This is a genomic window from Rhizobium sp. N122 (genome assembly GCF_002211295.1).
Taxonomy (GTDB): domain Bacteria; phylum Pseudomonadota; class Alphaproteobacteria; order Rhizobiales; family Rhizobiaceae; genus Rhizobium.
Genome location: NZ_LOKU01000012.1, coordinates 92,618 through 106,084, shown reverse-complemented (window position 1 = coordinate 106,084; position 13,467 = coordinate 92,618). Strand labels below are relative to the sequence as shown.

Annotated in this window: 15 protein-coding genes; 8 read left to right on the top strand and 7 right to left on the bottom strand. The window is 62.7% G+C overall.

The genetic code is table 11. The annotated features are described in order from the left end of the window. Window positions 1-18 precede the first annotated feature (18 nt). From ATY75_RS10905 to cysE, 5 genes are all read left to right on the top strand, one after another. Entirely contained in the window at window positions 19-804 is a 786-nt protein-coding gene (locus ATY75_RS10905; protein ID WP_088937556.1) for a creatininase family protein, read from the top strand. A 147-nt stretch (window positions 805-951) separates the two neighbouring features. Continuing rightward, window positions 952-2,043, top strand: a complete 1,092-nt coding sequence (locus ATY75_RS10900; protein WP_088937555.1) for a GTP-binding protein — start codon at window positions 952-954, stop codon at window positions 2,041-2,043. Next, the gene (locus tag ATY75_RS10895; protein ID WP_088937554.1) at window positions 2,043-3,032 is read left to right on the top strand and encodes a WD40 repeat domain-containing protein; all 990 of its coding nucleotides are present in this window, start codon (window positions 2,043-2,045) and stop codon (window positions 3,030-3,032) included. The genes ATY75_RS10900 and ATY75_RS10895 overlap by 1 nt, the downstream gene beginning before the upstream one ends. Before the next feature lie 178 nt (window positions 3,033-3,210). Further along, window positions 3,211-3,657 carry a GNAT family N-acetyltransferase gene (locus ATY75_RS10890; RefSeq protein WP_088937747.1) on the top strand — a complete coding sequence of 149 codons (447 nt, stop codon included), beginning with the start codon at window positions 3,211-3,213 and terminating at the stop codon, window positions 3,655-3,657. Window positions 3,658-3,743: 86 nt separating this feature from the next. After that, a complete protein-coding gene (gene cysE / locus ATY75_RS10885) occupies window positions 3,744-4,562 on the top strand; it encodes a serine O-acetyltransferase (protein ID WP_088937553.1) in 819 nt (272 codons plus the stop codon). 71 nt (window positions 4,563-4,633) lie between these two features. Here the strand turns inward: cysE and ATY75_RS10880 are convergent, their stop codons facing one another. The 3 genes from ATY75_RS10880 to odc2 form a co-directional block, all read right to left on the bottom strand. Continuing rightward, entirely contained in the window at window positions 4,634-5,662 is a 1,029-nt protein-coding gene (locus ATY75_RS10880) for a serine hydrolase (protein ID WP_088937746.1), read from the bottom strand. Between the two features lie 226 nt (window positions 5,663-5,888). After that, the gene (locus tag ATY75_RS10875; protein WP_088937552.1) at window positions 5,889-6,479 is read right to left on the bottom strand and encodes an N-acetyltransferase; all 591 of its coding nucleotides are present in this window, start codon (window positions 6,477-6,479) and stop codon (window positions 5,889-5,891) included. A gap of 94 nt (window positions 6,480-6,573) precedes the next feature. Further along, window positions 6,574-7,707, bottom strand: coding sequence for an ornithine/lysine decarboxylase (odc2, locus tag ATY75_RS10870; protein ID WP_088937551.1), 1,134 nt, complete (start codon window positions 7,705-7,707; stop codon window positions 6,574-6,576). Window positions 7,708-8,235: 528 nt separating this feature from the next. Between odc2 and ATY75_RS10865 the strand changes: the two genes are divergently transcribed. The 3 genes from ATY75_RS10865 to ATY75_RS10855 all read left to right on the top strand — a co-directional run bounded on the left by ATY75_RS10865 (window position 8,236) and on the right by ATY75_RS10855 (window position 10,971). After that, window positions 8,236-9,129, top strand: coding sequence for a LysR family transcriptional regulator (locus ATY75_RS10865; RefSeq protein ID WP_088937550.1), 894 nt, complete (start codon window positions 8,236-8,238; stop codon window positions 9,127-9,129). Window positions 9,130-9,259: 130 nt separating this feature from the next. Beyond that, window positions 9,260-9,901: a DUF1007 family protein gene (locus tag ATY75_RS10860; RefSeq protein WP_088937549.1), complete on the top strand. Its 642-nt coding sequence runs from the start codon at window positions 9,260-9,262 to the stop codon at window positions 9,899-9,901. Beyond that, complete coding sequence (locus ATY75_RS10855) at window positions 9,895-10,971, top strand: nickel/cobalt transporter (RefSeq protein WP_088937548.1); 1,077 nt, start codon at window positions 9,895-9,897, stop codon at window positions 10,969-10,971. Before ATY75_RS10860 ends, ATY75_RS10855 begins: the two co-directional genes overlap by 7 nt. Window positions 10,972-10,973: 2 nt before the next feature. Here ATY75_RS10855 and ATY75_RS10850 read toward each other — a convergent pair whose 3' ends face one another. From ATY75_RS10850 to ATY75_RS10835, 4 genes are all read right to left on the bottom strand, one after another. Continuing rightward, window positions 10,974-11,180, bottom strand: a complete 207-nt coding sequence (locus ATY75_RS10850) for a hypothetical protein (protein WP_064840755.1) — start codon at window positions 11,178-11,180, stop codon at window positions 10,974-10,976. Continuing rightward, window positions 11,177-11,872: a GNAT family protein gene (locus ATY75_RS10845; RefSeq protein ID WP_088937547.1), complete on the bottom strand. Its 696-nt coding sequence runs from the start codon at window positions 11,870-11,872 to the stop codon at window positions 11,177-11,179. Before ATY75_RS10845 ends, ATY75_RS10850 begins: the two co-directional genes overlap by 4 nt. Window positions 11,873-11,934: 62 nt before the next feature. Further along, window positions 11,935-12,654 (bottom strand): tellurite resistance TerB family protein, encoded by a 720-nt coding sequence (locus tag ATY75_RS10840; protein ID WP_088937546.1) that lies wholly within the window; start codon window positions 12,652-12,654, stop codon window positions 11,935-11,937. A gap of 113 nt (window positions 12,655-12,767) precedes the next feature. Then, window positions 12,768-13,406, bottom strand: a complete 639-nt coding sequence (locus ATY75_RS10835; RefSeq protein WP_088937545.1) for a 2-dehydro-3-deoxy-phosphogluconate aldolase — start codon at window positions 13,404-13,406, stop codon at window positions 12,768-12,770. Between the last annotated feature and the right edge of the window lie 61 nt (window positions 13,407-13,467).

Sequence of the window (13,467 nt, the reverse complement as noted above, 5' to 3'; positions counted from 1 at the left end):
ACAAGAGGCAACGACCGGATGATGACGCCTTCGCCCCGCTTCGACGACAGCGGCCCGGCCTCTGCCCGCGGCGGCCGCCCGATCGCCGTGCTGCCGCTCGGCGCTCACGAACAGCACGGACCGCACCTGCCCTTCGAAACCGACACGCTGATTGCCGAAGGCATTGCCGGACGATTGCAGGTGGCCTTGCCGGCCGGCCTGCCGGTCACCTTCCTGCCCGCCGAATCCGTCGGCTATTCCATAGAGCATATGGATGTTGAAGGAACGAAGACACTCGCCTTCGACGAAGCGGTCAACCGCTGGCTCGGCATCGCCGAAAGTTTGGCGAAGCAGGGAATCCGCAAATTGGTGATGCTGAACGCCCATGGCGGCAATTCGCCTCTAATGACGATCGTCGCCACCGAGGCGCGGATCCGCTTCGCCATGCTGGCGGTGGCGACGAGCTGGACCCGCTTCGGCCTGCCGGATGGCGTGATATCGCCGGAGGAAAAGGCGATCGGCATCCATGGCGGCGATATCGAGACGTCGGTGATGCTGGCGCTTCATCCCGGCAAGGTCGATATGGCGAAGGCGGCGGATTTCCCCTCGCGACAGAGCGAATTTGCCGGGCGCTTCAAACATCTGCGCGCCTACGGGCCGCACGCCTTCGGCTGGAAGATGTCGGATCTTAACCCGCAAGGCGCGGCGGGCAACGCCGCAGCTGCGACGGCTGAAAAGGGCGAAGCGCTGATTGCGCATGCGGTGAAGGGGCTGGTGGAACTGCTGGAGGATGTCGATGCCTTCGACGTCACGCAACTGAAATGAAAGGGTGATCTGCACCGGGCCAATGGTGTGATCTTATAACATTATAAAACCCTTTGAACTGCCGCGCCCATGCCATTATATGAGACCAACCGTTTGAAGCAGCCGATCTGAAACCGCTCGGCCGCACGCCTAATCCTAGAGGTTCTCATGACCGACGCGATCTCCACCCAGAAGCCCATTCCCGTCACCGTGCTCACCGGTTATCTCGGCGCCGGCAAGACGACGTTGCTCAACCGCATCCTGTCCGAAAATCACGGCAAGAAATATGCGGTCATCGTCAACGAGTTCGGCGAAATCGGCATCGACAACGACCTGATCGTCGAGTCTGACGAAGAAATCTACGAGATGAACAATGGCTGCGTCTGTTGCACGGTGCGCGGCGACCTGATCCGCGTCGTCGAAGGCCTGATGCGCCGTCCCGGCCGCTTTGACGGCATCATCGTCGAAACCACCGGCCTTGCCGATCCGGTGCCTGTCGCCCAGACCTTCTTCATGGACGATGACGTGCGCGCCAAAACCGAGCTCGACGCCGTCATCGCCCTCGTCGACGCCAAGCACCTGCCGCTGCGGCTGAAGGACAGCCGCGAGGCCGAAGACCAGATCGCCTTCGCCGACGTCGTCGTCATCAACAAGAGCGACCTGGTGACCCCGGAAGAACTCGATGTGATCGAGGACATCGTCCGCGCCATCAACCCGGCCGCCCGCGTCTACAAGACCAGCCGCTCCGGCGTCGACCTCGCCCGCGTGCTCGATCAGGGCGCCTTCAACCTGGAGCGCGCGCTCGAAAACGACCCGCATTTCCTCGAGCAGGGTCATGACGACCATGTCTGCGGCCCGGACTGCGATCACGACCACCACCATCACGACCATGACCACCACGGGCACGAGCATCATCACCATGGTGCCCATCAACATGGTGCCATGTCGGCGATCCACGATGTGACGGTGCAGTCGGTATCGCTGCGCGGCGGCCAGATGAACGCCGAGCGCTTCTTCCCCTGGATCCAAAAGGTCACCCAGACGCAGGGACCGAACATTCTCCGCCTCAAGGGCATCATCGCCTTCAAGGACGATCCCGAGCGTTATGTCGTCCAAGGCGTGCACATGATCATCGAGGGCGATCACCAGCGGCCGTGGAAGGAAGGCGAAAAGCATGAGAGCCGTCTCGTCTTCATCGGCCGCGATCTCGACCGCGAGAAGCTCGAAGCTTCCTTCAAGGCCTGCGAGGCAGCCGCCTGATGCCGACAGTTGCACCGCTTGATCTCGACGGCCACGTTCTGGCCGTCGAATTTTTAGGTGATGTCCCCTTCTTCGCCAGCGCCAACGGCACGTTTCACCGGCTGGATGGCGGCGACAGGGTTTGCGAAGCCCACCAGGGCATGCTCACCGCCATCCGCGATCCCTATAGCGAGAGCCTGATTTCGGGCGGCGAGGATGGTAAGGTGCTGCGCATTACTGCCGATGGCAGCGTCAGCGAGCTCGCCACTGCGCCGCGCAAGTGGATCTCGCAGGTCGCGGCCGGCCCGCAAGGCGCCATTGCCTACTCCTACGGCAAGAGTTTCCTCGTGCGCCTTGCCGACGGGACGACCAAGGAATTTGCCGAGGAGCGCACGGTCGAGGGCCTTGCCTTCGCGCCGAAGGGCCTGCGCATCGCGGCCGCGCGCTATAACGGCGTGTCGCTGCACTGGATCGGCATGACCGCCAAGCCGGTCGACCTCGAATGGAAGGGTGCGCACACCGGCGTCACTTTCTCGCCCGATGGCAATTTCCTCGTCACCTCGATGCAGGAAAACGCGCTGCACGGCTGGAAGCTAGACAGCAAGCCCGGCTCCGAAGCCCGCCACATGCGCATGACCGGTTATCCCGCCAAGGTGAAATCGCTCTCCTGGTCGATCAAGGGCAAATGGCTCGCTTCGTCAGGCGCGCCGGCGGCGATCGTCTGGCCCTTCCAGGGCAAGGACGGGCCGATGGGCAAGGCGCCGCTCGAGCTCGGCACCCGCGCCAACATCATGGCAACCGCGGTGAAATTCCATCCGCTCGAAGATATCCTCGCCATCGGCTTCATCGACGGCATGATTCTCGCCGTACGCATCGCCGACAGCAAGGAGGCGCTGCTGCGCCGCCCCGGCAAGGGCGCGATCACGGCGATGAGCTGGAGCAAGAACGGCAAGCTGCTCGCCTTCGCCTCCGAAGCCGGCGATTGCGGCGTCATCGATATTTCGGCTTGAGCCCTATTGCCGGCTAGAACAGGACGATTTTAGGCCCGTTTGGCCTAAAATCTGAATCCTGTTCTCAATTAAAGAGTTAGAGCATGATGTCGTCCGAAAACCGCTCACACTTTTCGGCATCATGCTCTAGGACGACATCGTGACGGAAGCGGAAATCGTGGCACTCGGCGCCGACCACATGCAGGCAGCCGCAAAGATCAGACGCGTGGCGCTGTGGCAGCGGCTGCCCTGGCTGCCGGATCTGCATACGCCTGGTGAAGAAGAGCATTACTGGCGCAGGCATCTGTTGCCGAATTGCACGATCCTCGGCGCCGCCACGAGAAACCGTTTGATCGGCGTCATCGCCTATGGCGACGACTGGGTAGAGCAGCTTTACGTTCTGCCCGACTTCCAGGGCATGGGCATCGGCTCCCTGCTTCTCGGCTGCGCCAAGGAGGAGATGGATGAAATCAGGCTCTGGACGTTCCAACGCAATATCGGCGCCCGCGCTTTCTACGAGCGGCACGGTTTTTCCATCGAGGAAGAGACCGACGGCGCCGACAATGAGGAAAAAGAACCTGATGTGCGCTATCATTGGCGTCGGCTCCCGGAGCTGACGCCTGGCCTGCGACCGTCCGGCGGCTAAAATCAGGGCTTGCCAAACGCCTTGCCCGGGCAAAACATCAGTCCACGCAGGCTTGGTCTGCGCAGTCGCAGGCAGAGGAAACGGGAATGCCGAAATCGACCGGCCTTGGTCTGGCCGCGCAACAGCCGCAGCCCTTGGACAATGCATTCGTCTGGGCGGTGATCCGCGCCGAGGCACTCGAGCTTGCCGCGCGCGAACCGATCCTGCAGCGGCTGCTCGCCGCGCAGGTCACGGCCACCTCCAGCAGCAACGAGATCATCGCCGGCGTGCTCGCCGCCCGCCTTGCTGCGGCGCAGGTTGAAACCGGCGATTTGTTGGATCTGATCCTGTCCACCCTCAACGACGATATCATGCGCAAGATCGAGGCCGATCTCGTCGCCGTGCGCCAACGCGACCCGGCCTGCACGACATTCCTGCACGCCCTCCTCAACCTGAAGGGGTTTCATGCGCTGCTGACGCACCGCATTGCGCATGCGCTTTGGAACGCCGGCCGGCCGGAAATCGCCACCTGGCTCGCCAATCTCGCCTCGCTGGTCTTCGGCCCGGATATCCATCCGGCCGCGCGGATCGGCGCTTCCATCATGCTCGACCACGGCTCGGGCATCGTCATCGGCGAAACGGCCGTCATCGAGGATGAAGTATCGATCCTGCAGAATGTCACGCTTGGCGGTACCGGCAAGGAAACCGGCGACCGCCACCCGAAGATCCGTCATGGCGTGATGATCGGCGCCGGCGCCAAGGTTCTCGGCAATATCGAAATCGGCGCCTTCAGCAAGATTGCCGCCGGCAGCGTCGTGCTGAAGCCGGTTCCCGAACATTGCACGGTCGCCGGCGTGCCGGCAACGCTTGTGCGCGTCCACCGCGCCGACGAAATCCCGGCCGAGACCATGGATCAGAACATCTAGAACCTTTCCGAGATAGGTTTCGCCCGGTCGTTACGCGGCCTGCCGATTTCCGTGATGCACCGGCGCCGTAATCAGGCGGCCCGCACTGCGCCGATAATGTCCGCCAGCAGGCCGTGCAGCAAATCCCGGTATCCGTTTCTCGCGGAGGGACCGTTTTCCTCCGAGGTCATGACGACAGTCAGATCGAGCGACGGCACGATATAGAGCATCTGCCCGCCATAACCCCAGGCGAAATGCACCTGCTCGCCGGCGATCTGCCGAGTGAACCAGCCATAGCCATATTCGTCGCCCGAGAAACGCGACTTGGTGCGATGCTGCCACGACTGCGAGATCCAGTCGGCAGGCACCACCTGCGCGCCTTCCCGCGTGCGCCCTCCATTACGATAGAGTTCGCCGAAGGCAAGCAGGGACCGGGCGCTCATCGCCATCTGATTGCCGCCGAGATAGATGCCCTGCGGATCGCGCTCCCATGCGCCGATGCGGAAACCGTCGACAGGGCCGAGCCATTCCTGTGCCAAGGCCAGTGTCGACCGCCGGCCGACCTTGGTCAGAATAGCCGACAGCAGATGCGTGGACGCGGTCGAATAGAGCATCTCCCCGCCGGGCTGATCGACGAAAGGCTGCGAGAGCGCAAAACGCACCCAGTTGCGCGAGGAGACCCAGCGGCCGTAATTCGGCCCCGACATGCGGTCGAGCCCAGCCTGCATGGAGAGCAGGTGACCGATGGTGACATCGTTGATGCGCGGGTCCGGCGTCGCTGGGAGATCGGCCGTCAGGATCGCGGCGATCTTCTGATCCGGCCCTTTCAACAGGCCTTTGCCGATGGCGATGCCGACCAATGCCGAAATGATCGACTTCGAGGCGGATTTGATATTGGTCGGTTCCGACGGCGAATGACCGTGGAAACCGCGTTCGGCAAGCACCCGTCCGCCGCGCGCGACGATCACCACTTTGAGTGGCCGCATCGCCGGGTCAGCAGCGGCCTGATCGAGACGCGGATCAAGCCCGATGCCGGCGCGGGCCACGCTCTGGGCAGCGGCCGGCGTCGTTGCGGCAAGCGGCAGACAAAAGAGAAGCAGCAGGGAGACAACGCGGATCATGCAGCGCAAGATAGGATATCGCGGCGCCATGTTCGCGGGGCGGCGGCGCTTTTCACGCGATTGTGTTGCCAGGGTTGCCGAGCATCCCGGTTACCGCGCACCGTGGCATCCGAAGAACAATCCGCGCCGCAACCATGGCAGGCCCGCCTGCCCCCATGGTCAAGCGGCGCGGATATTGCCGGCCGGGGTAAGGACGTTCAACCCCGGCCAGCCGATCGGCATAGCCTCAGGCGGCGCGGCGCACCGGCGCGCCGGCCAGGATGCGCCCCGAGGGGACGATCATGCCCGCCGCACCGTCAAGCCAGCCTTCCGTGAGCTCAAGCGCCAGAAAGCGCGAGCGTTCGAACGGACCCGGCATGACAAGATGCCGAGCTTTCTCGGCAAAAAAGCCGAAACGCTCGTAATAGGCGGCATCGCCGACAAGCAGGACGGCGCCATGCCCGCGCTTCTTGGCTTCGAGGATCGCCGCGCGCATCAGCGCCGAGCCGATGCCCTTGCCGCCGTGACGGGAATCGACGGCGAGCGGGCCAAGCAGCAGCCCATTGATCGGCGTGCCCTCGTCGTTGACGCCGGCTTCGATGTTCCAGAGCCGCACCGAGCCGATGACATGGCCGTCGCGATCGCGCGCGACCAGCGCCAGGCCCTCGGCCGGAACACGGTTGCGGCGGATCTTCTCCGACGACTTCTTGCGGCGGTCGGCGCCCATGACCCGGTCGAGCAGGTTTTCACGGGCGACGACATCCGACGGATTTTCGGCGTCGATGGCGAAAGTGGTGGGCGCAAAGAATGCGCGGACAGAATCAAGAACAGCGGCCATCTTGGCCTCCCGTACCCAATACCGTTATCAGCGGCGATGAAGGAAAATTGTGAAGTTGCCGCCCCGGTTGGTTACGGGGCCGGCGGAAACGGCCCTAGATGACGTAGGCCTTCAGCGGCTCGAAGCCGTTGAAAGCGACCGCCGAATAGGTCGTCGTATAGGCACCGGTGCCTTCGATCAGGACCTCGTCGCCGATCGAAAGGGAGATCGGCAGCGGATAGAGGTTCTTTTCGTAGAGCACGTCGGCCGAATCGCAGGTCGGGCCGGCGATGACGCAGGGCTCCATCTCGTCGCCGTCGTGCTCCGTGCGGATCGGATAACGAATGGCTTCGTCCATCGTCTCGGCGAGACCGCCGAACTTGCCGATGTCGAGAAAGACCCAGCGCGCATCGTCATTGTCCGACTTTTTCGAAATCAGCACGACCTCAGCCTTGATGACACCGGCATTGCCGACCATGCCGCGGCCCGGCTCGATGATCGTCTGCGGGATCTGGTTGCCGAAATGCGTGCGCAGCGCCTGGTAGATCGACTTGCCGTAAGCTTCTGCGGACGGAACGTCGCGCAGATACTTGGTCGGGAAGCCGCCGCCCATGTTGACCATCTGCAGGTGGATGCCCTGCTTGGCAAGCGAGACGAAGACGCGCTTAGCATCGGCGAGTGCGGAATCCCAGGCATCGACCTTGGTCATCTGCGAGCCGACATGGAACGAGACGCCGTAGGAGTGCAGGCCGAGCTGATGGGCATAGACGAGAACGTCGACAGCCATCTGCGGAACGCAGCCGAACTTGCGCGACAGCGGCCATTCGGCGCCTTCGCCATCCGTCAACACGCGGCAGAAGACACGGGCGCCGGGAGCGGCGCGCGAGATCTTCTCGACTTCCTCGTGGCTGTCGACCGCAAAGAGGCTGACGCCGAGCGCATGGGCGCGGGCCACGTCACGTTCCTTCTTGATCGTGTTGCCGTAGGAGATGCGGGCGGCGGTCGCACCGGCTTCGAGCGCCATTTCGATTTCGGCAACGGATGCGCAATCGAAATTGGAGCCGAGGCCTGCGAGCAGCTTCAGCACTTCAGGGGCCGGGTTGGCCTTGACGGCGTAGTAGATGGCGCTGTCCGGCATGGCGTGACGAAAGGCGTGGAAATTGTCGCTGATGACATCGAGGTCAACCACAAGGCAGGGACCGTCGGGACGTCGGGTTGCGAGAAAGTCGCGGATGCGCTGGGTGGTCATATCGTTCCCTCTTCCAGTTCCAGAGCTCCGGCATCAGCCGGAGGACAAAGGGCATACGAGAACTCGCATTGGAACCAGCCGGTGGAGACCCCGGAACCATAGCAAGCGCTCGATGCGCGGATAGTGAACCAACGCCGCGATGCGGTGTAAGTTCGGCTTTGTCTGCCATGGATTGGAGGGAGAATCCCAACCGCACTTCCGGCAATGATGGTGTGCCTCTTCAGTAACCCCCGCTGATGGAAAGCAGGGAGAGAACAAAAAGGCCCGCACCGTCGTTGCTTCAGGCGTCCTCGCATTTTCCGGTTGGCCGGAATAGCGACTGGAGGGGTTAATTCCAGGTACCTTACCGATTTCCTCACCAATTCGAGGGTTCGGCGGACACCCATGGGCACGTGCGACTTTGGGCTGAGGTGGAGATAAGAATATTCGCCTTCATAATCAAGCGTTTTTTTGATCTCGGGGTCAAAAAAATAATTGAACAGGAAGAGCCGATTTGTTCAACATTCCCAAACAGCTTGAGGGATATTCATGGATACCTTGACCCGCATACGCGCCTTCATCGATGTCGTGGAGGCCGAGGGCTTTTCCGCTGCCGCCAGGCGCACCGGCCGCTCGAAGGCGCTGCTCTCCAAATATGTGCGCGAGCTGGAAGACGAGCTCGGCGCCTTGCTGCTCAACCGCACCACCCGGCAGTTCTCCATGACCGAGGCCGGCCACACCTATTACCGCAGCGCCTCGGATATCCTCAAGGAGATCGACAACCTCGCCGACCTCGTGCGCGAAAACAATGCGCAGCTGAAGGGACGGCTGCGCATATCCGTGCCCCGCACCTTCGTCGATGCCGATGTCGGCCAGTCGCTGATCGATTTCTCCAGGGAGAACCCGGATCTTTCGCTGGAGATCGCCGCCGACGACCGGTTTGTCGACCTGATCGAAGAGGGCTTCGACGTGGCGATCCGCATCAGCAAGCTCGAAGATTCCGGCATGATCGCCCGCAAGATCTCCGATTTCCGCGTCCATCTCTGCGCCACCCCCGATTTCCTCGAGCGCCATCCCGATCTGGCCCATCCGAGCGACATTTCCAACGTTCCCTTCATCGTCGATACCAATTCGCGCACCCAGGCGAGCATCCGCTTCCACAATCCCGACAACACCTTCTTCGCCGTCGCCGTCTCCGGCCCGATGGAGGTCAACAGCCCGCATGCGACATTACGCGCCGCCCTTGCCGGCATCGGCATCGCCCTCATCCCCGACTTCATCGCCCGCAAGCCGATCGAGAGCGGCGAACTGGTGACGCTGTTCAACGATTATCTCCCGACCGACCGCGGCATCTACGCCGTCTATCCGCACCGGCGCTACCTGCCGGCCAAGGTCAGGATCTTCGTCGATTACCTCAACAGCTGGTTCAAGAAACATCCGTAGCGCCGCCGCTGCGGCTGCGACATCGCGCCCCGGCCCAACCTGCGGCTATCTGAATCCGGCACGGAATCCGGTCCCAATTCCGTCCCAATTTCTGGCAAGAAGTCAGGATCACGAACAGGCAGCGGATTAGATGAGATATTCGACAATACTGATGGCCGCGCTTGTTTCACTGGCGCCGGCCGCCGCTCTTGCCCATCCGCATATTTTCGTGGAGGCCCGCCTCGAGGTCGTGGCCGGCAAGGATGGCAGCGTCGAGGAACTGCGCAATGTCTGGCGCTTCGACGAGGTTTTCTCCTCCTCGGTCGTTATGGATTTCGACAAGAACACCGATCTGAAGCTGGAGCCGAACGAGCTCGCCGAGGTCGGGAAAACGGTGAAGCAATCGCTTGCCGAATATGATTACTACATGAACCTGACGATCGACGGGAGGAACATCACCGTTCAGAAGCCCGACATCATCCATGTCGATTACAAGGACGGCCAGCTGCTGATGTTCTTCGCGGTCAAACCGGTGGAGAAGATGCCGCTGAAAGGCAGGCTCAGCTTCGGCGTCTACGATCCGACGCTCTATACCTCGATCGACTTTCCCAGCGACAACGAACTGGCGATCGTCGGCGACGGCTTCAAGGCCTGCAAGCATCAGGTGGTGCGGCCGGATGCCGACCAGGTGATCTCGCAGAACAAGCAGTCGCTGACCGACGCCTTCTTCAATGATCCCACCGGCACCAACATGTCCAAACTCTTCGCCACCCGGCTGGAGGTCACATGCTGACGAAACGCCTGCGGTTCATCCTTGCCGCCTCGGTCTTGGCGCTTCTGACGGCGGCAAGCCTCGCCCATGCGCAATCGCCGCTCGGCATCGGCACGGCGGAACCGAGCTTCCAGCCGACCGGCGGACCGCTCGCGCCGCTTTTGCTCTATGTGAATTACGAGCAGCAGGCCTTCTACCGGGCGCTGACCGATGCCCTGAAAGCCATGCGCCAGGACCCGTGGCAGTTGGCCTCGCTGATCGGCCTTTCCTTCGCCTATGGCGTCTTCCATGCCGCCGGTCCCGGTCACGGCAAGGCGGTCATCTCCTCCTACATGATCGCCAACGAGGTCGAGCTGAAACGCGGCGTGGTGATTTCCTTCATTTCCGCCTTCATCCAGGGCGTGGTGGCCGTGGCGCTGGTCGGCGGCGCCTGGCTGGTGCTGCGAGGCACCGGTATCACGCTGACGGCTGCGACCCATGCGATGGAGATCGCTAGCTTCGTCATGGTCATCCTCTTCGGCGGCTGGCTGCTGTTCCGCAAACTGCGCGCGATGGTGGGCAACATGCCGCGCCGCCGGCTGATGGCGACGTCAGCCGGTCCGGTCAGCATGATGCTCGACTGGAAGGACAATGCCGCCGAACGTCAGGCCTATGCCTTCAACGGCAAGGCGCAATCCGTCGAAGCCGGCCATACTTTCGTTCCCGGCATGGCCTGCGAGACCTGCGGCAATGCCCATGTGCCGGATCCCGCCTTGCTCGCCGGCGACAAGTTCAGCGCCCGCGAGGCATGGTCGGCGATCGTCGCCGTCGGCCTTCGCCCCTGCTCCGGCGCTTTGCTGGTCATGACCTTCTCGCTGCTGAACGGGCTCTATCTCGGCGGCGTGCTGTCGGTCGCCGCCATGTCGCTCGGCACGGCGATCACCGTTTCGCTGCTTGCCACCCTTGCCGTGACCGCCAAGAGTGCCGCCGTCCGTCTCTCCGGGCGCGGCTCAGCCGCCTCGGTCTGGATCGGCAACGCCATCGAAATCCTCGGCGCCGTGCTGGTTATCATGATGGGCGCCCTGCTGCTCGGAGCGTCGCTGCAGGGATAGGTCTACTTCCCTTTGCTGCGCTGATAGCGCGCCCGCAGCCAGAAGACCGCGAAAAATGCCATGATCAGGCAGACGCCGACGGCGATACCCAGCGCCGGCGAGAAATTGCCGATCCACAGAACGATGGTCGGCAGGAAATAGAGGACGAGGCCGGCGCCCAGCAAGATGATGGCGGCGGCGGTTGCCTGCGAGCGGCTCTCGGGGCTCATACGAGCCTTTCCTTTTCCAGATCGGCGCGAATATCCTGCAGACGGCGGATCTGGTTGCCGGCGGCGTCGAAATTCTCCGGCGAAAGCCAGGCCTCGAAGGCATCGTTGAGCAGAGGCCATTCACTGTCGATCATCGAGAACCAGGCGGTGTCGCGGTTACGGTGTTTGGAAATCATGTGCTGGCGAAAGACGCCCTCGAAGCTGAAGCCGTAGCGTGCGGCTGTCGTCTTGCTCGCCTCGTTGTTATTGTCGCATTTCCATTCGTAGCGGCGGTAGCCGAGCTCCTCGAACACATGCTTGGCCATCAGATAATGCACTTCGGTCGACAGCGGCGATCGCTTCATCTCGGCGCCATGCGCCACCCCACCGATCTCGACGACGCCGTTTGCCGGATCGGCGCGCATATAGTTCGCCATGCCGACAATCTTGCCGGTGGCATTGTCGCGGAAGATATGGGTGAGCCAGCCGGACTTGGTGTAGACGGCCTCAAGCCAGTTGGCGAAATCGTCAATCCCGGAAAAATCGTCCTGCGCGAAATAGAGCAGCAGCGGGTTGATGGCCATGCCGCCAAGCCCGTCCCACAGCGCCTCGAGATGTTCGGCGCGCCGATAAGGTTCGACGGTGACGAAACGGCCCTTCAGCGTCACCGGCTTCGGCGCCGGGCAGCCCTTGAAATTTGCAAGATCGCGCATGTCACACCTCTTTCTGAGGAGTGGATAGGCCAGCCGCCCGACAAAGGCAACCGGCCCAGATGTTACTGTGACAAGGTCGTCTTGGCGGACGACACCGTCGCCTCGATATGGTCGACCAGCTGGTCGGCAAGGCCGAGCCTGCCGGCGAGCAGATCGAGATAGCCGCGCTCGGCGCGCGAATCCGGCTCGATGGTAAGCCGCGAGGCGGTATAGAGTTCGACGCGCTGTTCTTCCGTCACCGCCGCAGCGACGAGCGCATCGATATCCGTCGGCGAAGCGAGTTCGCGCTCGATGAAGGCCGCAGCTTCTCCGCTGACATCGGCAGCCTTGACCTTGTCCATGATCAGAGCCCGTTCGGCATCATCGATATGGCCATCGGCCTTGGCGGCGGCGATCATCGCGCGGATCAGCATCAGCACGAATTCATTGCTGCCGGCAGGCGATGCCGGCCCGAAACCGGATTCGACCGGCGGCGGAAGGAGAACCGGATTGTTTACCGAGGGTGCGTCCGAAGGGGCTGCGGGCGCTTGCCCCGCCTGGTAATTCTTGTAGGCCTGGTAGCCAAGGCCGGCGATGGCAGCCAGACCGCCGATCGCCAGGGCGTTGCCGGCAATACTCCGGCCGGTCTTGGTGCCGAGAAGCGCGGCTGCGATCGCACCGGTCTTCATCGGATTGTTCTTTGCCGTCTGCATGGCCTCGCCCGCCCTGTCGCGGACCGAACCGCCGAGACCCGGCACCTGCGAACCCAAGAACTGGTCGAGAAGCTTCTTCGCGTCGAACATTCCTTGTCATCTCCCTGTTTGAAGCTGGAGGAGTACATAGGTTTGCGACGGTTGGAATACAAACAGAGGAGAGGGAATTGTGCCGTGAGGCTCACCCCTCCCCCTGCCGAAACTCAGGCCTTCAGCGCCGCCGCTTCTGCCGCAAGCCGGGTAATTCCCGCCCAGTCGCCGGCTGCGACCAGTTCCTTCGGCGCCACCCAGGAGCCGCCGACGCAGATCACGTTCGGCAGCGACAGATAGTCATTGGCGTTCTTCAGCGAAATGCCGCCGGTCGGGCAGAACAGCGTACCGGCAAGCGGCGAGGAGAGCGCCTTGAGAAGAGCGGCGCCACCGGCCTGCTCTGCCGGAAAGAACTTCAGCACCTGGTAGCCTTCCTCGCGCAAAGCCATGACTTCGCTGGCGGTCGCAGCGCCGGGAAGCAGCGGCACATCGGAATCGGCGGCGGCATCGAGCAGTTCCTGCGTCGTACCTGGGCTGACGATGAACTTCGAACCGGCCTCGACGGCGGCTTCCCAATGGGCGGCATTGAGGATCGTGCCGGCGCCGACTTCGGCGCCCTCGACCTCGGCGGCGACGGCCCGCACGGCATCGAGTGCCGCCGGCGTGCGCATGGTGATCTCGATCGCCTTCAGGCCGCCGGCGACAAGCGCGCGGGCGAGCAGCACGGCCGACTTGGCATCCTCGACGATCAGCACCGGGACGACCGGCTGGAGTTTCAGGATGGAAAGGAGCTTCTCTGTTTTCTCGTCCATGGTCGCGCGACCTCCTTGAAACGATTGTTTGAAACGATTGAATTGGTCCCGAATAACGCCC